At 69.8% G+C, this 20,298-nt stretch carries 14 protein-coding genes; 9 read left to right on the top strand and 5 right to left on the bottom strand.

The features are described from left to right. Positions 1–351 precede the first annotated feature (351 nt). Both M2437_RS09875 and M2437_RS09880 read left to right on the top strand, forming a co-directional pair. Positions 352–882: a Ros/MucR family transcriptional regulator gene (locus M2437_RS09875; RefSeq protein ID WP_012255555.1), complete on the top strand. Its 531-nt coding sequence runs from the start codon at positions 352–354 to the stop codon at positions 880–882. 320 nt (positions 883–1,202) lie between these two features. Further along, positions 1,203–1,478, top strand: a complete 276-nt coding sequence (locus M2437_RS09880) for a hypothetical protein (RefSeq protein WP_253387274.1) — start codon at positions 1,203–1,205, stop codon at positions 1,476–1,478. A gap of 65 nt (positions 1,479–1,543) precedes the next feature. Here the strand turns inward: M2437_RS09880 and M2437_RS09885 are convergent, their stop codons facing one another. Next, on the bottom strand, positions 1,544–2,650 hold the full coding sequence (locus tag M2437_RS09885) for an NUDIX hydrolase (protein WP_003601845.1): 1,107 nt from the start codon (positions 2,648–2,650) through the stop codon (positions 1,544–1,546). A 125-nt stretch (positions 2,651–2,775) separates the two neighbouring features. On the opposite strand from M2437_RS09885, the gene thiE reads away from it, so the two are divergent. The 3 genes from thiE (at position 2,776) to M2437_RS09900 (ending at position 5,161) form a co-directional block, all read left to right on the top strand. Then, positions 2,776–3,501, top strand: a complete 726-nt coding sequence (gene thiE / locus M2437_RS09890) for a thiamine phosphate synthase (protein WP_253387275.1) — start codon at positions 2,776–2,778, stop codon at positions 3,499–3,501. 47 nt (positions 3,502–3,548) lie between these two features. After that, positions 3,549–4,355 carry a bifunctional hydroxymethylpyrimidine kinase/phosphomethylpyrimidine kinase gene (thiD, locus tag M2437_RS09895; protein WP_253387276.1) on the top strand — a complete coding sequence of 269 codons (807 nt, stop codon included), beginning with the start codon at positions 3,549–3,551 and terminating at the stop codon, positions 4,353–4,355. Positions 4,356–4,531: 176 nt separating this feature from the next. Further along, positions 4,532–5,161 (top strand): helix-turn-helix domain-containing protein, encoded by a 630-nt coding sequence (locus M2437_RS09900; protein WP_003601851.1) that lies wholly within the window; start codon positions 4,532–4,534, stop codon positions 5,159–5,161. A 154-nt stretch (positions 5,162–5,315) separates the two neighbouring features. Here M2437_RS09900 and M2437_RS09905 read toward each other — a convergent pair whose 3' ends face one another. Next, positions 5,316–13,544, bottom strand: coding sequence for an apolipoprotein A-IV repeat region-like domain-containing protein (locus M2437_RS09905; RefSeq protein ID WP_253387277.1), 8,229 nt, complete (start codon positions 13,542–13,544; stop codon positions 5,316–5,318). Positions 13,545–13,904: 360 nt separating this feature from the next. Between M2437_RS09905 and M2437_RS09910 the strand changes: the two genes are divergently transcribed. After that, positions 13,905–14,249, top strand: coding sequence for an Hpt domain-containing protein (locus tag M2437_RS09910; protein ID WP_015824547.1), 345 nt, complete (start codon positions 13,905–13,907; stop codon positions 14,247–14,249). Between the two features lie 215 nt (positions 14,250–14,464). Next, positions 14,465–14,785 carry a 2Fe-2S iron-sulfur cluster-binding protein gene (locus M2437_RS09915; RefSeq protein ID WP_056117371.1) on the top strand — a complete coding sequence of 107 codons (321 nt, stop codon included), beginning with the start codon at positions 14,465–14,467 and terminating at the stop codon, positions 14,783–14,785. A gap of 219 nt (positions 14,786–15,004) precedes the next feature. Here M2437_RS09915 and M2437_RS09920 read toward each other — a convergent pair whose 3' ends face one another. Further along, positions 15,005–16,180 carry a vWA domain-containing protein gene (locus M2437_RS09920; protein WP_253387278.1) on the bottom strand — a complete coding sequence of 392 codons (1,176 nt, stop codon included), beginning with the start codon at positions 16,178–16,180 and terminating at the stop codon, positions 15,005–15,007. Positions 16,181–16,415: 235 nt separating this feature from the next. Between M2437_RS09920 and M2437_RS09925 the strand changes: the two genes are divergently transcribed. Further along, complete coding sequence (locus M2437_RS09925) at positions 16,416–16,814, top strand: hypothetical protein (protein ID WP_015824545.1); 399 nt, start codon at positions 16,416–16,418, stop codon at positions 16,812–16,814. Positions 16,815–17,185: 371 nt separating this feature from the next. Further along, positions 17,186–17,719, top strand: coding sequence for a Ros/MucR family transcriptional regulator (locus M2437_RS09930; RefSeq protein ID WP_056117380.1), 534 nt, complete (start codon positions 17,186–17,188; stop codon positions 17,717–17,719). 736 nt (positions 17,720–18,455) lie between these two features. Here M2437_RS09930 and M2437_RS09935 read toward each other — a convergent pair. Next, positions 18,456–19,190, bottom strand: coding sequence for a sigma-70 family RNA polymerase sigma factor (locus M2437_RS09935; protein ID WP_003604688.1), 735 nt, complete (start codon positions 19,188–19,190; stop codon positions 18,456–18,458). 247 nt (positions 19,191–19,437) lie between these two features. Further along, positions 19,438–20,259, bottom strand: coding sequence for a class II glutamine amidotransferase (locus M2437_RS09940; protein ID WP_003604686.1), 822 nt, complete (start codon positions 20,257–20,259; stop codon positions 19,438–19,440). Positions 20,260–20,298: the final 39 nt, after the last annotated feature.

The raw sequence follows: 20,298 nt of genomic DNA on the forward strand, positions 1-20,298 counted from the left end.
CGACCGGCGCGCTCACGCCAAGCCGGCAACTCTGGCATGCCGACGGGGAAATCCGGCAACCATCTGGGATCACAACTCTTTGAAACGTCGACATTTTCCGACGTGTGTTCAAGAGCTTTCTATCATTTGAAATATTTCGTTGAGATCGTCAGCGTCACCCTTAAGGTGGGCCTAATCCTTTTTTTCCGAAGGCCGCGATCGGCGTTTTTTCCATTCGATTTGGATAGAAACACACGCTACGCTCAGTTCTCTTCGACCTGACTGCGCTCGAATTTATACGCGATGTCTTGCTCTAGCACGGTCCTGAGCTTACCGTATTCCAGCTAAAGCCCCCTCATAGAAGATTGCGCCATGGACACCAGTGAACAGGACGCGGAGACAGCCCGCCTCGTTACCCTCACGGCCGATGTCGTGTCTGCTTATGTCAGCAACAATCACGTACAGAGCGCCGAGTTGCCGAAGCTTCTCGGGGAAGTGCATGAGGCGATTCGCTCGGTCAGCTTGAGCGGCCGTCCCACCGCCGAAACCGGGCCGCCCAAGGCGACGCCGCAGGAAATCCGCAAGTCGATCAGCCACGACTTTCTGGTCAGCTTCGAGGACGGCAAGCCCTACAAGACGCTGCGCCGCCATCTCACCCTGCGCGGCCTCTCGCCGGAACAGTATCGGGCGAAATGGGGCCTCCCCAACGATTACCCCATGACCTCGGCGAGCTACTCGGAGCAGCGCTCCGAACTGGCGCGTGCGCTGGGCCTGGGTCAGCAGCGCCGCCGGATCGCCGAGCCGGAAGCGGAAGTCGAAGCGGCGCCCGAGCCGGTGGCCGCCGAGCCGGAACCCGCTGCGGAGAAGAAGCGCCGCGCTCCGCGCCGCAAGAAGGACGCTTGAGCCCAAGCGCAGCTTCGCTTGAGCGCAGATCCCCTTGGTCAATGCGGGCTCGGCGGTGCCGGGCCCGCGTTCCGTTCGATTGCGCCGAGCGCCCCGACGGCGTGCCGATCTCAGAGGGGACGCGCGTTGGCGTTCGGCTCCGTCAGCGCCGCGCCTGCACGTCCAGAGCCGGCCTTGAACTGGTCTGAAGAGACCTCAGGGCCGTCGAACGATCTCGCTAAGCGCTTAATCCGCAGGCAGCATTGGCGACTGCCCTGCGTCCATATCGATTGATCGACCGCTGCCGCGCCGGCAAACGCTCAATTGGAGGGCATTTGCCGATGATTTGGGCATACACACGGATCACGACCGATAAGATCCGTTCGGTCGAACTCCTGTTTCGCGAACAGGCCGTCTCCTTCGATCGTACGCGGCAAATGCTTCTCATCAGCGTGGTCGAGGACGGGTCGATGATTCGTCTCTGGGTCTGCGTTCCGGAGATCGAGATGCTGACGTCCTATTACGGATTCAGCCTGTGCACCCGGGCCGACCTGCCTCTGGCACCGACCCTCGTTGCCGGCTGCCCCGAACAGTTCGGTCGCATCTTCCAGGGATAGCCCATCCGCCCCCCCGATGAATTCCGGCCTTCATTCCGGGAGGAGGGGGTCCGGTGTCGTGAGCGTCACACCGTACGACGCGTCGGGGTGAGCCGAACGCCGGGGGCGGGGCGCTCCAGCAGAACTTCCCGGCGGAAGCGCACCAGCCGGGCCGGGCGCCCGGCATTGCCGCTGGTGAGCGTCTCGGTCTCCTCGACGAGGCCCTGTTGTGCCACGAGGCGGCGGAAGTTCTGCTTGTGCAGCCGGATGCCCGAGAGCGCCTCGACCGTGCGTTGAAGCTGAAGCAGGGTGAAGGCCGGCGGCATCAACTCGAACACCACCGGGCGATACTTGATCTTGCCGCGCAGGCGGCCGATCGCCGTGGCGAGCACACGGCGATGGTCATGGGCCATCGGCTGGCCGGTGATTGCGAGGTCGTCGGGCACCGCGGCGCCGTTCTGGCCGTTGGCCTCCGGGATCAACCCGGCCTCGAACAGCAATTCGTAGCGCTCCAGAACCCGCTCCTCGTTCCAGGCGCCGCCGATCCCGAAGCTGAGACCGACCCGGTCCTCGCGCATGCGCCGGAGCTTTGGGTCGGAGGCGGCGGCGACCCAGGCCATCAGGCGCGGCTCGATCTCGGCGAGCGCCGGAGGCCGGCCCTCGCGGAAATCCTCCCACGGCAGGTAGCGGTACCAGTTGCGCCATGCGGCTTCCGCAAGGCCCGCCGGGCGCAGCTCGCGCACCAGGGCGAGGTAGGCCACCGAGAGCAGGTGCACGTCGTGCTGGCCGCCCTCCCGGTCGCGGTCGCCGAAAGTGTAGAGCTGCTCGACATAACCGAGGCGCTGATGCGTCTGCTGCTCGACCCAGGCGCGAAGGCCCCGCTCCAGGGTGGCGTGCTCGGGCACCAACGGCCCGGCGGGCAGGGCGCTCTCGCGACCCTCGGCTTGTCCCTCGACCTGCACGGTGAGCGCGCGCGGCTCGCCGTCCGTCGCCGCGACGATGACGGCAACGAGTCCCACCGACGAAGCGCTGGCGGCGCGCGTCCCCTTGTCCGCCGCGGCGGCGGTCACTCCCAGTTCGGCCGTGCTCATGCGTTCGTCGGCCTTCAGCCCCTCTTCGTGGGCATCCCCTCGGCGGTGGAAGCGGTTCCGGCCCGCATTCCGGTCTTGCCGGATTGGCCCCGGCACCGTCAACGGAGCCTCCGGCCTCATCCAGGGCAATCGCCCGAACGCGATCACCCTGGTTCTTTGCTGGCCTCAGTCGCCGCGGCAGACCGATCCTGCTAGATCGAAAGGCGAATTCATCGAAGGGAGCGGGTATGGGCAGCGGAACAGGGCTCGGTTTGTCCCGGCCGTCGGCGGGCGTCGCCGTGGACCTGCGCCTCTACGGCATCCTCGATGTCGGCGTGCTGGGGGGCGATGCCACCGCGCTTGCCACCCTAGCGGCGGAGGCGGTGGCCGGTGGCGCCACCCTGCTCCAGTACCGCGACAAGGATCTGACCGACGCCCGCGCGGCCCTCGCACGGATCCGGACGATTCATGCGGCCCTCGCCGGCCGCGCGCCGCTCCTCGTCAACGACCGGGTCGATCTCGCGCTGGCTGCCGGCGTCGAGGGCGTGCATCTCGGCCAGTCGGATCTCCACCCGGAGGACGCGCGCCGCCTGCTCGGCCCGCGCGCCATCATCGGGCTCACGGTGAAGACCGGCGCCCAGGCCGACGAACTCTACCGGCTTCCCATCGACTACGCCTGCATCGGCGGCGTGTTCGCCACCACCAGCAAGGACAACCCCGACCCGCCGGTCGGGCTCGACGGGTTGCAGCGGATCGTGTTCCGTGCCCGGCTCGCCCGCGGCCAGTCCCTGCCGCTCGGCGCGATCGCCGGGATCGACGCCAGCAACACCGCCTCCGTCATCCGAGCCGGTGCCGACGGGGTGGCGCTGATCGGCGCCCTGTTCAAGGGCGGTGCGACCGAGGCCAAGGCGCGGGATCTGCTTGCACGGGTCGATGAGGCGCTGGGCCAGCGCGGGAGCACGGGCACGCGTTAAGGCCGGAAGAAGCGGACCATCAAAAAAATAGACAAGGGAAGACGCCCATGACCGCCATCGCCCTGACCATCGCCGGCTCGGATTCGAGCGGGGGCGCCGGCATCCAGGCCGACCTCAAGACCTTCGCGGCCCTGCGCGTCTACGGCGCCAGCGTCATCACGGCGCTTACGGCCCAGAACACCCGCGGGGTGCAGGCGATCCACGACGTGCCCGCCGATTTCGTGACCGCGCAGATCGAGTCGGTGTTCTCCGACCTCGCGGTCGGGGCGGTGAAGATCGGCATGCTCTCGCGGCCCGAGACCATCCGGGCGGTGGCCGAGGGTCTACGGCGGCACGCACCCGGCATCCCGGTGGTGCTCGACCCGGTGATGGTAGCCACCAGCGGCGACCGGCTGATCTCACAGGAAGCCGTCGAGATTCTGCGCACTGAGTTGATGCCGCTCGCCACCATCATCACCCCCAACCTGCCCGAAGCCGCGACCCTGCTCGACGAGGGGGAAGCGGGACACGAGAACGAGGCGGTGGCGCAGGGGCGGCGGTTGCTGGCGCGGGGCGCGCGGGCGGTGCTGATCAAGGGTGGCCACGGCGAGGGCAGCGAGAGCGCCGATCACCTGATCGCCGCGGACGGGACCCTGCGCCGGTTCGCGGCCCCGCGCATCGAGACCCGCAACAGCCACGGCACCGGCTGCACCCTCTCGGCAGCGGTGGCGGCGGGGCTCGCCCGCGGCCAGGGCCTCGCCGAGGCGGTGGGGGGCGCCAAGACCTACGTCACGGCGGCGATCCGCGCAGCGGACACGGTGCCGGTCGGCCATGGCCACGGCCCGCTCCACCACTTTTTCGCGCTCTGGCGATAGGCGCTGGGCTAGGCGAAATCAGCCCCTTTCCGCCTTTTGCGTTTGACAGACCAAACGCTCGTTCGGATAACGGAACGCCTTTCGGTGTCCCGCACACGATTTCGTGATCCGATCCGCCCGCGAGGGTGTTTCCGGCGCGCGAAGATTTTGTCGGGCACTTTCAGCGGACCGACGTGATGCAGGACATAGCGGCAAGCCTCGAACGTGGACGGCCGAAGGATCTCGTCAGCGGCGCCCAGGTGCTTTCGGGTCAGCTCGGCAAGACGATCCAGCGTCTGCGCAAGGCCTACAACCTCTCCCTCTCCGAACTCGCTGAGCAATCGGGCGTGGCGAAGTCGATCATCAGCCAGATCGAGCGCAACGAGACCAATCCGACGCTGGCGACGATCTGGCGGTTGAGCCAGGCGCTCGACGTGTCGATCGAGCGGGTTCTCGCCACCTCCGACGAAGAACCCTTCATCGAGCGCTTCTCGCGCGCCGACACCCCACGGCTCGTCTCCGACGACGGCAAGGTGCGGCTGGCCATCATCGGCTGGATCAAGACCGTCGAGTGGCTGCAATGGTACGATGTGACCGCCGATGCCGGCGGGGTGCTCGAATCCGACGCGCACCAGCGCGGCTCGGTCGAGTCGCTGTCGGTGCTGGAGGGCAGCTTCGAGGTGGATGTGGCCGGCGAGGTGCAGCGGGCCAATGCCGGCGAGACCCTGCGCTACCGCTGCGACCGCCCCCACAGCATCCGCTGCCTCGGCGACGCGCCCGGCCGCGCGACCATGGTCGTGATCATGAAGGCCGCCGTGATGGAATGATCCGGCGCCCGCCGCTCCCCCGGGGCAGCGACATCGTACGAAAAAGGCCCCCGCAGCTCGCCAGCGACGGGGGCCTTTTTCATGGGGCAGCCTGGTCGATCGGCACTTGAGGCGGGCCCGGTGACACCGAACCCGCCTCCTCCGATCGTCGGTCTCAGGCTTCGTCGAACCGGCCGCTGGCATGCGCAAGCATGGTGTAGACCTTGCCCGTCTCCGAGGTGAGGTAGGCGTCCGCGCGCTTGGTGTCGCGGTCGTTCTTCGTCACCTCGCTGAGCAGCCGCTCGAACTCTCCGACATAGCGATCGACCGTGCGGCGGAACTCGGCATCCGCCCGGTAGCGGCGCTGGATCTGCTCGAAGGTCTGGCGCCCCTGGACCGTGTAGAGGCGGCCGTCGAACAGGTTGGTGTCGCCCTGGCGGTAGCGCTGCCAGAACTCGACCGAGGCCTGATGATCGACCATCCGGGCGATGTCGGTCGAGATCGCGTCGAGCGAGATCCGCTCCACCGGACCCTTCGCCTCGGGCGCGGCGGCCGGAGCCGGGGCGGGGACCGCCTCGGTGCCGTCATCGTCGAGCGACGCGCGGGTCAGGAGATCGGACAGCCAGCCGCGGTTATCGCGGGTACCGGGCCGCCCCTGGACCGGGCCGGGGACAGCGGCCGGGTTCGCCGGACGCACGGGGGCCGATGCGGGCTGAGGCCGGCCCGCCGCCGGGGCCACATTGCGGACCGGCGCCGGCGCGGAGACCGGAGCGGGCGCGGCCGCCGACACGGTGCGGCCGGCCTCGGCCGTGCGGCGCTGCTCGGCCCCGCGGGCCTGCGCCGCCGGCTGGGCGACATCGACCGAGCGGTTCGAGCGGGCCACCAGCGCGGACAGCTCGTTCAGCGCGTCGATCTGTTCGGCCACGACGCGACGCATCTCGCTCGTGGCATCCTGCGTCTCGCGGGGCAGGTCGAGAACGCCGCGCTGCAGGTCGGCGCGGGTGGCGTCGAGTTCGCGGCGGATCTCGGCGGCCATCGCATTCATCCGCGTGACCGAGTCGCCGAACTGGCCGGAGGCGGCGGCGAAGCTCTGCATCATCTTGGCGGAGGCCTCCTCGATGGCGCTGCGCACCGCTTCCGCCGTGCGGGCGCTCTCGGCATCCGCGCCGCTGCGCAGGCGCTCGAAGTCGCCCGCCACGGCGGTCCCGGCCTCGCGGGCCACGCGGGCGACGCTCTCGCTGAGTTCGCGGGCGCGGGCCTCGGCCGCACGCAGCGTCTCCTCGATCACGCTGCCGAAGCGGCCGGTCTGGGCCTCGATGGCCTGGCTGCGCTCTTCGAGGCGGGACAGCACCGCCTCGACCACGGCCTGCCGGCTCGACAGGCTCTCGGCGAGACGGCCTTCCACCGCTTCCAGATTGCCGGCGGCCGCTTCGAGCGCGCCGACATGGGTGCCGGTGCGCTCAACCAGCGCCTTGCCGCGGGCATCCAGGGTCGCGGCGAGGCTCGACGCCTGGGCGATTGCTCCCTGCGAGGCTTCGCGCAGCGCCACGACCTGGCTCGAGACCCGGTCGGAGGCCTGCGCCGTGTCGACGGCGACCCGGTCGAGGGCCGACTGGATCTGCTCGACGCGGGCCGCGAGCCCTTGCTCGATAGCACCGAGGTTCTCCGAGGCGCCGCCGACGAGGTCCTTCAACCCGTCATTGGCATTCTCGATCCGGGTGAGGAAGCCGGCGACGTCGCGGCGGACCCGCTCATGCGCCTGGGCGACGGTGTCGGCGGAGGCCGCCGCGCCCTCGTCCAGCGCGACGCGCAGGGCCTTGGCCGACTCGACGGTGCGGACGACGATGGCGTCGGTGCGTTCACGCAGGGCCTCGACCAGCGGTGCACCCTTGTCGGCGATGAGCCGGTCGAGGGCCTGCTCCCGCTCGGCCAGGGCGTCGGCCAGGGCCGCCGCCGGTCCGTCGATCATGCGGGCCAGCGCGCCGTTGCGCTGATCCATCGTCTCGGCCAGCGCGTCGGCGCGGGCCTGGACCTCGGCCGCGTGACGGCGGGCGCGCTCCTCCAGCATCCGGCCCATCTGGGCGATGCCGTCGTCCACGAGCGCCGCGTAGGCGTTCTGGCGCTCGTCGAAGGTCTCCGCCAGGGCGGCCTGCCGCTCGGCACGCTCGTCCAGGGCCGCGACCATCCGGGCGGTGCCGCCGTCGATGAGCGCCGCGTAGGCCTCCTTCTGGCGGTCGAACGCCTCGGCCAGCACCGCGTGGCGGCGGGCCCGCTCTTCCAGTGCGGCGACCATGCGGGCGGTGCCCTGCTCGATCAGGGAGGCATAGGCGTCCCGCTGCCCGTCGAAGGCCTCGGTGAGCGCGGCCTGCCGCTGGGCCCGCTCGTCGAGAGCCGCAACCATCCGGGCGGTGCCCTCCTCGATCACGCTCGCATAGGCATCCCGCTGCCCATCGAGAGTCTCGGCGAAGGCGGCCTGCCGCTGGGCCCGCTCGTCGAGAGCCGCAACCATGCGGGCGGTGCCCTCCTCGATCAGCGCCGTGACGGCCCGCTGACGCTCCTCCACCGTCTCCGCCTGCGCGGCGTGGCGGCGCGCCCGCTCCTCGAGCGCGGCGATCATCCGGGCGGTGCCCTGCTCGATCACGCTGGCATACGATTCCCGCTGGCCGTCGAAGGCCTCGGCGAACGCGGTCTGCTGCCGGGCGCGCTCGTCCAGCGTCGCCGCGATCCGGGCCGTCCCCTCTTCGATCAAGGCGGCGACGGCCTTCTGGCGCTCCTCGACCGTCTCGAACTGGGCCGCGTGCTGGCGTGCGCGCTCATCGAGCGTCGCGACCATGCGGGCCGTGCCCCCGTCGATCTGCGCCGTGTAGGCGTCCTGGCGCTCGTCGAAGGCGTCGGCCAGCGCGTTGGCGCGGTTCGCCACCACGGTGGCGAAGGCGCGCAGGCGGGCGTCGATGCGGGCGGTGAAGTCCTCGCTGCGGGCCTCGACGGTCTGCGACAGGGTGGCCGCCTGGTTCTCCACGAGCCGCGCGAACTCACCGCCGCGGCTCTCGACGAGCCCGTCGAGACTCCGCATCCGCTCGTCGAACACCGTCGCCAGCGCCTGGGTCTGGGTCTCGAGGCGTCCGGTCAGCGCCGTCGAGCGCTCATCGACCAGGGCGCCGAGGGTGGCGTGGATCTCGTCGAACAGAGCGCGCAGCTCCTGCGACCGCCTCTCGACGGTCTGCGCAACCTGCTGGCCGCGCCCGTCCACGATGTCGCCGAGAACGCCGAGGCGCTCGTCGAACAGGTGGGCGAGTCCCCGCGTGCGGGCATCGACCTCGCCGGCCGCGCGGCCGATGCCGCCTTCCAGCGTCTCGACGAACAGGCGCGCGCCCTCGGTCAGCGCCGCCTGGAGCGGCACGATGCGGCCCTGGAAGCCCTCGTCGAGGCGGCCGGCATGGCCGTCGAGCAGCCCGCGGATCTCGGCCGTGCGGTGGTCGAGGATGTCCTGAACCGTGCGGGCCCGCTCCTCCAGGGTCGTGCGCAGATCGTCGCTGCGGGCATCGAGCATGGTGCGGATCTCGCCCGCGCGGCTGTCGAGCAGGTCCTGCACCGTGCGGGCCGGCTCCTCCAGGGCGGCGCGCAGGGCGCCGAGCCCGGTCTCGAACTCGCCGCGGACATGGCCGGCGCTGCCGTCCACGAGGCCGCGCAGCTCGCCGGTACGGCTGTCGAGGGTGTTGCGGATCTCGGTGCTGCGGGAATCGAGCAGCTCGCGCACCATGCGGATGCGCTCTTCCAGCGTCGTATCGAGGCTGCCGAGGCTCGCCTCGAACGCGCCGCCGACCCGGCCGGAGACGTCCTCCAGCAGGCCGCGCAGATCATCGGTGCGGTGATCGAAGGTGTCGCGGATCTCGGCGCTGCGAGCGTCGAGCAGGTCGCGCACCGTGCGCAGGCGCTCGTCCAGCACGGTCTCGAAGCTGCCGAGGCCGGCTTCGAGTTCGCCGCGCACGCGGCCGGCACTGCCTTCCATCAGGCCGCGCAGATCGTCCGCGCGGCTGTCGAGCAGGGTGCGGATCTCGCTCGCCTGGGTCTCGAAGGCGTGGCCGAGGCGGCCGGTGCCCTCGCCGAGCAGGCCGTCGACCTGTCCCATGAGGTCGCGCAGGGTCGCGAGCAAGGCGGTGCCGCGGCGGTCGAGCAGGGCGCCGAGCGAAGCGCCGCCCTGTTCCAGGGCCTGAGTGATGTCGGAGAGGCGTCCCTCAAGCCCTTCGACGGCCACGCGGCCGCGCTGGTCGAGGTCGGCGGCGAGCGCGCCGCCGCGCTCGTCGAACAGGTGGTTGAGGCTCTCGGCGCGCTCGTCGAACAGGCGAGCGATGGCCTCGACATGGCCGCCCAGCGCCTCGACGGCGAGGCCGCTGCGACGCTCCAGCAGGGCGACGAGGTCGCGGATGCGGCCGGTCAGCTCGCCGTCGATGGTGCGGGTGCGGCTCTCGATCAGGCGCACCGCTTCGAGCGCCTGGATGCCGAAGGATTCGTCGAGGTGGCGGGTGCGCTCCTCCAGCGTGCCGCTGAGGGCATCGAGGCGCGCGACCACGCCGGTATCGAGGCGCTCGGCGCCCTCGTCGAGGCGGCGGGCGAGATCCTGGGTCGTGCGCTCGAGCCGCTCGGCGATCTCGGCTGCGCGGGCGGCGAGAACGTCGCCCACGGAGCGTCCGCGGTCGGCGATGTCCTGCGCGGAGCCTTCGATGCGCCGGTCGAGGGCGTCAGTGAGGATACGGTTGCCCTCATCCAGCGTGCGGGCGATCTCGGAGCTGCGCAGGACCAGCGCCTCGTTGAGGGCGTTGGCGCGGGCACCCAGCCGCGTGTCGACATGGCCGACGAGGGCCGCGAAGCTCTCGCCGATCTCGGCGGCGCGACGGGCCGAGAGGGATTCCATCTCGCCGATGCGGGCCTCGACGGTCTCGCTGGCGAGGCGGGCACGCTCGGCCAGGGAGTCGGCGAGCGCATTGCCCTGCACGGCGATGATCCGGTCGATCTCGGTGAGGCGCGAATCCAGGGTGTCGCCGAGTGTCTGCGCGTTGCCGGCGATCCGGTCGGCGAGGATGTCGCCGCGGGCGATGGTTTCCTGAAGGGCGGCGAGCCGGTTGCCCAGAGCCTCCTCCACCGCGCGGGTGCGGCTGTCGGCGGTCTCGACGAAGGCGGCGTGGCTCCGGTGCAGGGTGTCGCCGACCTGCGACACGTGGCCGGCAATGGCGAGCACGACCTCGCGGCTGGCGCCTTTGAGGCGGGCCTGGGCCTCGTCGGACTGGCTGGCGATGAGCGCGGCGGCGCCGCGGCCGTGGCGGCCGAAGCTGTCCTCCAGGGTTCCCAGACGGGTCTCCAGCTCGGTGCCGACGTCCTCTGCGGTGCGCGACAGCGCCTGCGTCGTGGCCTCGCCGCGGGCGGCAACCTCGTCGCCGAGCCGGCGCAGCGTCTCGCGCAGGGCCTCCAGGGCGCTCTCGGTGCGGCCGCCGACCTCGCCGCCGGCCTGTTCGGCCGCACGGGCGAGGGCAGCGGTGGCCTCGGCGCTGCGGGCCGACAGCTCGTCGCCGATCTGGGCCAGGGCGTCGCGCAGGCTGTGCAGCGACGCCTCGGTGCGGCTGTTGACCTCGCCGCCGGCCTGCTCGGCCGCGCGGGCCAGGGCCGCACTGGTCTCGGCGCCGCGGGCGGACAGCTCCTCGCCGATCCGGCCCAGCGTCTCACGCAGGCTCCGCAGCGATTCCTCGGTGCGCGCACCGACTTCGCCGCCGACCCGCTCGGCGGTCCGCGCCAGCGCGTCCGTCACCTCGGCGCTGCGGCCGTCGATCTCGTTCTGCACCTGCCGCAGCAGGTCGCGCAGGCCCTGCGCCGACTGGTCGGCACGGCTGCCGATCTCGCCGCCGGCCTGAGCCGCCGCCAGCGACAGGGCGACGCTGGCCTCCGAGCCGCGCACGGAGATCTCGTCGGCCACCTGCCGCAAGAGATCCTGAAGCGCGTGCATCGACTGGTTGGTGCGGTTGTCGATCTCGCCACCGGCATGGGCGGCGGCGAGGGCCAGGGCGCCGGTCGCCTCGGCGCTGCGGGCCGACAGCTCGTCGGCCATTCGCTGGATCGCGGCGTGAAGGGCCTGCGACGCGCTCTCGCTGCGGCTGCCCAGCTCGCCCCCGACGCGGTCGGCGGCGGCCTGGAAGCGGCCCACCACCTCGTCCGAACGGCTCTCGACGGCGGCGGCGGCCTCGTCGGCCGCGCGGCGCAGCGCCTCGGCGGCTTCGGCGAAGCGGGTGGTGACGGCGGCGCTTTGCGCCTGCGCGGCCCCCGAGGTTTCCTCGGCGACGTGCAGCATCCGCGCGGTCGATTCCACGGCGCGCTCGGCGAGCAGGCCACTCATGGCCTCGGCGGCCTCGCGCAGACGGCGCTCCAGCGCCTCGACGCTCGCGCCGACGGACGCGGTCGCGGTCTCCGCGTTGCGGCGGATGCCGTCCTGGGCGGCGCCGGTGCGGGCATCGAGATCCTGGCCCAGACGGGCCACGGTCTCGCCCAAGCTCTCGGCGGTGCCGTTCGCGTTCGCGGCGAAGGAGGCGCCGAGCCCGGCCAGAGCCTGCTCGACGGTGGCGGCAGCCTGGGCCGCCCGCTCGGTCATCAGACCGACGACCCGTTCGCCCGCCGTGTCGAGGTTCGAGGCGAGCGCCCCGCCCTGGACGGCGATGACATCATCGACGCGGGACGCCGCCGCCTCGATGCGGGCGGCGAGTTCGAGACCGCGACCGTCCATGGTCTCGGCCGCGCGGGTGGCGGACGCCAGGAACGCGTCGCGGACCCGGTCGATGCGGGTGGAGAAGTCGTCGGCGACGCTGCCGGCGGCAAGCGCCAGGGCGGCCTGCGCATCGCGCCCGCGGCCCTCGATCAGTTCGGAGACGCCGGTGCCGGCGGCCTCGATCTCGGTGCGCAGCGAGGCGCCGCGAACGGCGATGTCCTCGGAGATCGCCGCGCCGGTGGCGGCGAAGTTGCGGCTCAAGCTCTCGCCGGTCTCGGCAAAGCGGGCGGTGATCGCGCCGCCGGTCTGGGCGAAACGCTCGGTCAGCTCGGTCCCGCGCGACAGGAAGGCCTCTTCCAGGCCCTTCGTCGAGCGCTCGAAGGTCTCGCGCACGGCGCCGCCCTGGCGATCGAGCGCTTCGATCAGCCCGGTGCCGGTCTCGGACAGGGATTGGGCGACGGCGCCCGCGTTGTCGGCGAGCGTGCGGGTGAGCGCCCCGCCGGTGCGCTCGAACGCCTGCGTCACCTCGTCGGCGCGCTGCTGCAGCGCGCTGGTGAGGGTGGTGCCGATCTCTTCCAGGCCGCCGCGCACGCCTTCGCTGGTGGCGGTGAGCTGGCGGACGAGGTCGTCGCCGCGGGTCGAGACGTTGCCGACCACCCGTTCGCCGACCTCGCCGAGCGCCTCGGTGATCGCGGTGCCGCGGGCATCGAGCGCCCCGGTCACGCGCTCGCCCGCGCCGTTGATGGCGGCCACGATACGCTCGGCCGCGCCCTCCAGCTCGCTCGACAGGTTCTCGTGCGAGCCGGCGATCGCGCCGCGCACCCGGTCGGCGCTGCCGACGATGGACTCGCGCTGGGCGATCAGCTCATCGACGAGGCTGCGGATGCGAATTTCGTTGTCGGAATAGGCGCGCTCCAGGGTCGAGATCTCGCCGCGCACCAGGGTCTCGAGTTCGCCGGCGCGGGCCAGCGCCCGCTCCACGCCGTCGCCGACGGCGGCGACTTCGCGGCGCACGGTCTGCGACATGGTCAGTACCGCGTCGGTCGAGAAGCTCTCGGGCTCGGCCAGCCGGATCGCCACCTCGCCGACGGCGCGGGCGACGAGGCGCATCTCGTGGGCGCGCACTGCCAGCATCGCCGTGATGAGGAACAGCACGATCGGCCCGGCGATGGCGGTGGCCACCACCGCCGCCTGAAGCGCGGTGAGCCCGGTGATGAACGTCTTCAGATCGCCGCCGGACTGGTTCCAGGCGAGCGCCACGAGGCCGTTGAGCCACAGGAACGAGGCGATGGCTGCGACGAGGTACGGCTTGCGCGAGGGCCGCACCCGGAGCGTCTGCTGAAGGATGCCGATGTTCTGGCGGTCGTCGTTGGCGACCAGCGAGCGGTCGGGCGGCAGAAGCCCGCCCTCGCGGCGCGAGCGCCCCCGCTCGGGCAGCGGCAGATCGGAGGCGGCGGGATCGATGTCGAGGGTCGGGGTGCGGCGCCCCCCGGCCTCGGAGAACGGATCGGCCAGCGGATCGCTGTCGCCGACATCGGGCAGCCGCGGCTCGACGCGGGCGGTGTCGCCCGGTGCCGGAATGTCCAGATTCAAAGCCTGCTCGATCGCGGAGAGGGCCGCCTCTGCCGGATCCTTCAGCTTCTTCTCGGTGGCCATGCAACCCTCGTACGCATCGCCGTCCATTGCAGAGCTCGCGCCCTCCGCAATGGAGACGGATTTACCCGACGTCTCACGGGATCTTAGTCCCTCGGATGATGCCCCCGATACCCGATCGGCCCGGCACACCCAAGAAACCTTAACGGAATGGTTACCAAGCCGGGTCCCGTGATCCGGCATTCGTCCCAAGTTCTGACGCTTGCAGCCTTAAACGGGTACGCCCCCGACTGCCCTGCGCTGTGGATAGCCGGCGCCACCCACAGGCAGGTCGCCGCGGCGAGCGCTTTGACCCAGAACCGGGCGGATGGAGCGGCCGTTTCATTCCGAACAACGATGATCAAGCAGACGATAAGGACGGACGTGGACCTCGAGAACAAGCTCGCCCCTCTGCTGGATCACGCCCACCTCGATGCGCAGACCTTCGGCGATGCCGACCTCGCCCGGGAGGTTTTGAGCCTGTTCGAGGATCAGTGCCGCCGGCTCCTGCCCGCGATGGCGGAGGCGAGCCGTCCGGCGGAGGAACGGGCCGATCTCGCCCATACGCTCAAGGGTGCGGCGCTCGGCGTCGGAGCGATGCAGGTGGCCGAGGCGAGCACGGCCGTCGAAACCGGGTTTCGCACCGTCGGTGAGGCCGATCTCGAAGCGTTGCGGAGCGCCGTCGCCGAGACGTTGGCGGCGCTCGCCGCCCTCGGCCTGGAGATGTGAGCGGCCGCCTGTCAGGCTCGCTTCATGCCCGCGACGTAAGACCGCCGCCGTGCCGGCCCGACCTCTCGGCGAACGGGCACGCGGCATCCGCATCGGCGGCGCGACGGAAAAGCGCCGGCTTGGCGCTTGCTTTCTCACTCGGCCGCCCGCAAGCAGGCGCCACGCCGCCCCCCTGAAGGATCGCAGGCGGACGCCGACACGTCCCGGAGCAAGGTATGCCCAAGATCACCTTCGTCGATCACGCCGGCACGGCCCGCACGATCGACGGCGAGGTTGGCTCGACCGTCATGGAGACGGCGATCCGCAACAACGTTCCGGGGATCGATGCCGAGTGCGGCGGAGCCTGCGCCTGCGCCACCTGCCATGTCTACGTGGACGGGGAATGGGCCGACAAGGTCGGGCCGGCCGAGCCGATGGAGCAGGACATGCTCGATTTCGCCTCGGACGTGCGCGCGACCTCGCGCCTGTGCTGCCAGATCCGCGTGACGGCTGAACTCGACGGCCTCATCGTGACGACCCCGGCCCGCCAGGGCTGAGGCGACGCCGCGCAGGGCCTGCCTCGCTCCGGGCCGACTCGCCGCGCTCGTCCTGCTGATGAACGCCGCCCGGTACAGGATACGCTGTTGCTCGGACTCTCGCCCTGCGGCGCCGAGCAGACCGAGGCACGGTTCCAACCGGAGCCTGTCTTGGTCGGCAGCCTCTACGGGCTCCCACCGCTGGCCGTCCTCGTCACGACCCTGTCGTCGGAAAGCGCTCTAGCGCAGCAGCGCCCGCATCGCCCCGTCCAACCCTTCGAGCGTGAGCGGGAACATCCGGTCCGCGAAGATCCGGCGGACCATGCCGATCGAGTGGGTGTGGCCCCAGTGCTCGGCCGGAATCGGGTTGAGCCAGACCGCCTTCGGGAAATGATCGAGTACGCGGCCGAGCCAGACCTCGCCCGCCTCCTCGTTCCAGTGCTCAACCGACCCGCCGGGATGGGCGATCTCGTACGGGCTCATGGAGGCGTCGCCCACGAACACCACGCGGTAGTCGGAGGGATAGGTGCGGATTACGTCGAGGAGCGGGATACGCTCGTCGTGGCGGCGATGGTTTTCCGTCCACACCGCCTCGTAGGGGCAGTTGTGGAAGTAGAAATGCGCGAAGTGCTTGAACTCCGAGCGCGCCGCCGAGAACAGCTCCTCGGCCAGCTCCACATGCCAATCCATCGAACCGCCGACATCGAGGAAGAGCAGCACCTTCACGGCGTTGCGCCGCTCCGGGCGCAGCCGCACATCGATGAAGCCCTTGCGGGCGCTCTCGCGGATGGTACCGTCGAGGTCGAGTTCGTCGGCCGCCCCCGTGCGGGCGAAGCGGCGCAGGCGGCGGAGCGCCACCCGCATGGAGCGGGTGCCGAGTTCGCGTGAATCGTCGAGATCCTTGAACTCGCGCCGGTCCCAGACCTTGACCGCACGGAAGTTGCGGTTGCCGTCCTGGCCGATGCGGATTCCCTCCGGATTGTAGCCGTAGGCGCCGAAGGGCGAGGTGCCCCCGGTTCCGATCCATTTCGACCCGCCCTGATGACGCTCCTTCTGTTCGGCGAGGCGCTGTTTCAGCGTCTCGAACAGCTTGTCCCAACCGAGCGCCTTCAACTCGGCCTTCTCTTCGTCGGTCAGATACTTCTCGGCGAGCTTGCGCAGCCATTCCTCGGGGATGGCGGCGGGTTCGACCGCCTCGCCCAGCGTTTCCAGCCCCTTGAAGACGGATGCGAACACCCGGTCGAACCGGTCGAGGTTCGACTCGTCCTTCACCAGCACGGTGCGGGCGAGGAAGTAGAATTCCTCCACGCGCTTGTCCGCGAGGTCGCTCTCCATCGCCTGGAGCAGCGTGAGGTATTCGCGCAGGGACACCGGCACGCAGGCCTCGCGCAGGCCCGTGAAGAATTGGAGCAGCATGAGGCCTAAACGCCCGAGCCCGGCTCGCAGGTCAAGCCGATGGCGGGCTCGGGCCGAGCCGCAGGCGTCGAACAGCCGAGCTTGAGAGTCTTCGACTCCTGTGGACAGCGCCGTTTTCCCGTGGATATCGCCCGACGCCACCTTTGTGCGTGAGGGATAACTGTCATCTCGGCGGAACTAAGGTGCCGTCGCACAATGCAGGATGCGTCCGTGACTTGACGACTGGAAGGACACCATGCCCGTGGTCTTGCGATCCCTGAGCGATTTCAAGAAATTCCTCCGCAAGCCCGGAGCGACCCTGCAGATCGTTCAGAACACCTTCGTCGATCGCCAGGACGCCGAGTCCCGCGCCGCCTATCGCCGCAAGGGCCTCTACGAGCCGCGAACGCTCCGGGCGCTCTCGAAGAAGGCCGCCGTGTTCGACGTGAAGGGCCACGAAACCACCGTGTGGCTCTACTGGGATCGCGGCACCCGACACTGGCGCTTCTCCGGCGATACCGTCACGGTTCCGCTCAACGCCACGCTCGGACCGCCCGACGCGGTGGTCTATCGCTGCACTCTGCCGCCGCCGAGCGGGCAACGCCGTCCCGCCAGCCAGCGCGACGACGATGAGGCCATGCTGCCGGGCCTCTAACGGCAGGCTCCGACCGATACAGTTGCGCCGTCATGGCGGGGCGAACCATCCCGGACCTGCCGTGATCCATGAAAGCCGGCCGGTTCGACCTGCCGAGACCGGCGCTCAGCTCGGACTGACCTCTCACAGTTTGTTGAACGGACGAATCAAGCGCCCTTCATCGTGCGCTTGATCGAACCTCAGCTTGTGTGCACCACCTGGAGCGACCGCAACCTGGTGTCTGATCCCGACTGATCGTTCGCAATAGCAGCCAGATCGTGGTTTTTTCTCGATTTTGCAGTCGTTTTCCAGGAAAATGGCTAGAACAGGACTTGAATCTTTTTCAGATCCTTTTAGCTCACAAGAACGAGGGGCAAATAGGATCACGTACAATGTCGGAAACCAATCAGGTCACGCAACACGACCGTATCGAACTCGCAGCCGATCTCGTCTCGGCTTATGTCTCCAACAACTCTCTGCCGTCGCCTGAACTCGCGGGCTTGATTGTTCAGGTTCATGCGGCCCTGGTCGCCCTGTCGGCACCGCAGGCGCCCAAGGAAGAAGAAGTCGAGCGGGCGACACCGGCCCAGATCAAGAAGTCGATCACGCCGGATGCCTTGATCTCCTTCATCGACGGCAAGCCTTACAAGACGCTCAAGCGGCACCTGACCACGCACGGCCTCGACATCGACGGCTACCGCCGCCGCTACGGCCTGCCGGCCGACTATCCGACGGTCTCGTCCAACTATTCGGCCGCGCGCTCGGCGCTCGCCAAGGATCTCGGCCTCGGCCAGCAGCGCCGCAAATCCTCGGCGAAGGCCGCGGAGCCGGTCGATGAGGTGGTGGCGGAAGCTGCCCCCGAGCCGCGCCGCAAGGCCGCTGCCGGCGAAGGCCGCAAGACCGGCGGGCGCCGCAAGGCCGCCTAAGGATCGATGCCGCGTTGGCGGAGTCATCGGACTCCGCTGGCCGGCTCCGATACGGCGAGTCGATAGGGTCGGCGCAGTCGAAGCCCGGGCCGATCGCAAAGCCGCCGGGCCGGCCGACCGCTCTCGATGCGTCGCAGGAAGGCTTGCAGACGCAGCGGCAGCGCTTCGCTGCTCGCGCGCTCTATTCGCTGACGGCCTGTGTAGCCCTCCGCTCACCGCAGACACACTCACAAGGCGCCGCATCCGACACAGCTTGCGTCATCTCGCGAAGACGGGTTCCCCCAGAGACAGGCCCCGCGAGGTGGTCGCATTCAGCTCGGCGGGCTTCGTCCAACGTCGGATTTTCGCGACGGGACGCCCGCGTGGTTTCCAATTCCCCGCCAAGGCCGGCCAGAGGTTCGCGTTCGCGCAACGACCCCGACATGATCAAGAGTCGGGAGGTCGGCCCCACGGATACGATCGGGCTGCCTCCGAAGCGTCATTCAGAGCATCGTCCGGCCCGAAGTCCGACGGCTTTCAGCAATCGACGCTGCGAGATTCGAGATCCCGACCACGGTCGTGACCGGAACCCGCTGCACGGAAGCAGATACGGGTTCGACACCGGAAAGCGGGCCGTTTCACCAAGTCCCGTAAGTCGGACCCGGCTACCCATCATCGGGCAAACCGCTCGGCCTTTACCGCATCCGTCGCCACCGTTTCGATGGCGAGACGGTTCCGGCGTCCTTCGAGCCAACAATCAGGCGTCGGGCATCGCCGACTGGATGAGACGGTCGGAGGACAGGTCCTCCTCGTCATACCCGAGGAGTTCGGCGAGACGGCCGCGGGCGCGGCTGACGCGGCTCTTCACCGTGCCGACCTTGCAGCCCATGATGGTCGCGGCCTCCTCGTAGGAGACGCCCTCGGCGCCCACCAGCACGAGGGCCTCGCGCTGGTCCGGCGGCAGCTTGGCGAGCGCCGTCTGCAGATCCTCGACATCGAGCCGGTCGCCCTGATGCGGCGCGGTGGCGAGGCGGGCGGCGTAGGAGCCGTCCTGATCCTCGACCTCGCGCACGCGCTTGCGGTGATCCGAGTAGAAGATGTTGCGCAGGATCGTGAAGAGCCACGCGTTGAGGTTCGTGCCCGGCTGGAAGCGGGCGCGGTGCTGCCAACCCTTGAGCAGGGTGTCCTGAACGAGGTCGTCGGAGCGCGCCGGATTCGAGGTCAGCGATAGGGCGAAGGCGCGCAAGGACGGCACCGCGGAGAGCAGGCCGTTGCGGAATTCAGGATCGATCCGCTCGCCCTGCGCCTTGAGGGCCGCTTCGAGCTTGCCGATCAGCTCGGAGAAGCGGGACGGTGTGTCCTCGCCCGCGCCGAGCGTGTCGTACACGCTGCGCAGATGATCGCCGAGATGGCTGCGGATCGAGTCGGAAAGTTTGGGACGGCCGTCTGTCATCGCGGGACGATCCAGGGTCGCTTCGGTATCGTTACGCATCGGGCTCTTCGCGATCGGGACTTTTCGGCAATGCCGGCGCAGTGCCGCACACGGGGCAGGCCCCGGTACGGCCCTTAACATAGTTGTAGCGCATCAGCCCGATCACGCACACCCGCGCCACGCGAAATACTGCCACGCTTGCACACCAGACGGTAGTCTGTCGCCCGAAGAGTGAGATGATTCGCCGATCCTGTCGCTTGAATGCGGCAAATCGGCAGGCCCCTCCGCCTTTCCCGATCGATCGCCCTCAGGCTGCGCCGTGGATCTCCGGCATCGGACGCGCGCGCCGCCGCGTTGCGCCCTTGCGCACTCGGACCACTCCGTCGGTGAGAACGAGAGTGTCGCCGCGCTCCAGCTCGGTCCAGGTCTCGTCCCGGGTCAGCGCCCGCGTGGCGATCATGGTGACAATATCGGTCTCGGTGGTCTCCTGAGCAAAATCGACCCGCCAATCCTCGTCGATCAGCGTCGCCGTGCCGAACGGCGCCCGGCGGGTGAGGTAGCAGAGCCGCTTGCCGCAATGGGCGTAGAGCACGCGACTGTCGGAGAGCAGCATGTTGAACACGCCGCGCTCCGAAAGGATGAGGGCGTAACCCGCAATCGCCGCCTCCAGGGTCGCGGCGCGGGGCGGCTTGGGGAAGCGCTCCTGGAGCTGCGACAGCATCCAGCAGAAGGCGTGTTCGCTGTCAGTGGTGCCGACCGGCTCGAACCGGCCGAGCGGCAGCCGCTTCACGCCCTTGAGCTGGCCGTTATGGGCGAAGGTCCAGCGCCGGCCCCACAGCTCGCGGGAGAAGGGGTGGGTGTTCTCCAGGCTGACGCGCCCGCGATTGGCCTTGCGGACATGCGCGACGACGATGCGGCTCTTGATCGGATAGCGGCGCAGCAGCTTGGCGAGTTCGGAGCGGGCGCTGGGCTCGGGATCGTGGAAGGAGCGACAGCCGCGCCCCTCGTAGAAGGTGATGCCCCAGCCGTCGGCATGCGGGCCGGTCTCGCCGCCGCGCCGGGCCAAAGCCGCGAAGGAGAAGCGGATATCGGTCGGCACATTCGCGCTCATTCCGAGCAGTTCGCACATGGTGGCCGGGGTCTTCTGCGTCGCGCGCGGTAGGATCGA

This window comes from Methylorubrum pseudosasae, assembly GCF_029504475.1.
Classification (GTDB): Bacteria; Pseudomonadota; Alphaproteobacteria; order Rhizobiales; family Beijerinckiaceae; genus Methylobacterium; species Methylobacterium extorquens.

Coding starts and splice junctions, on each gene's coding strand:
- M2437_RS09920 (WP_253387278.1), bottom strand. CDS start 16,180: ATGCTGCTCCAATTCTTCACGGGCCTGCGCGAGGCCTGCGTGCCGGTG.
- thiE (WP_253387275.1), top strand. CDS start 2,776: ATGGGCAGCGGAACAGGGCTCGGTTTGTCCCGGCCGTCGGCGGGCGTC.
- M2437_RS09925 (WP_015824545.1), top strand. CDS start 16,416: ATGCCCGTGGTCTTGCGATCCCTGAGCGATTTCAAGAAATTCCTCCGC.
- thiD (WP_253387276.1), top strand. CDS start 3,549: ATGACCGCCATCGCCCTGACCATCGCCGGCTCGGATTCGAGCGGGGGC.
- M2437_RS09915 (WP_056117371.1), top strand. CDS start 14,465: ATGCCCAAGATCACCTTCGTCGATCACGCCGGCACGGCCCGCACGATC.
- M2437_RS09880 (WP_253387274.1), top strand. CDS start 1,203: ATGATTTGGGCATACACACGGATCACGACCGATAAGATCCGTTCGGTC.
- M2437_RS09875 (WP_012255555.1), top strand. CDS start 352: ATGGACACCAGTGAACAGGACGCGGAGACAGCCCGCCTCGTTACCCTC.
- M2437_RS09940 (WP_003604686.1), bottom strand. CDS start 20,259: ATGTGCGAACTGCTCGGAATGAGCGCGAATGTGCCGACCGATATCCGC.
- M2437_RS09900 (WP_003601851.1), top strand. CDS start 4,532: ATGCAGGACATAGCGGCAAGCCTCGAACGTGGACGGCCGAAGGATCTC.
- M2437_RS09935 (WP_003604688.1), bottom strand. CDS start 19,190: ATGCGTAACGATACCGAAGCGACCCTGGATCGTCCCGCGATGACAGAC.
- M2437_RS09930 (WP_056117380.1), top strand. CDS start 17,186: ATGTCGGAAACCAATCAGGTCACGCAACACGACCGTATCGAACTCGCA.
- M2437_RS09905 (WP_253387277.1), bottom strand. CDS start 13,544: ATGGCCACCGAGAAGAAGCTGAAGGATCCGGCAGAGGCGGCCCTCTCC.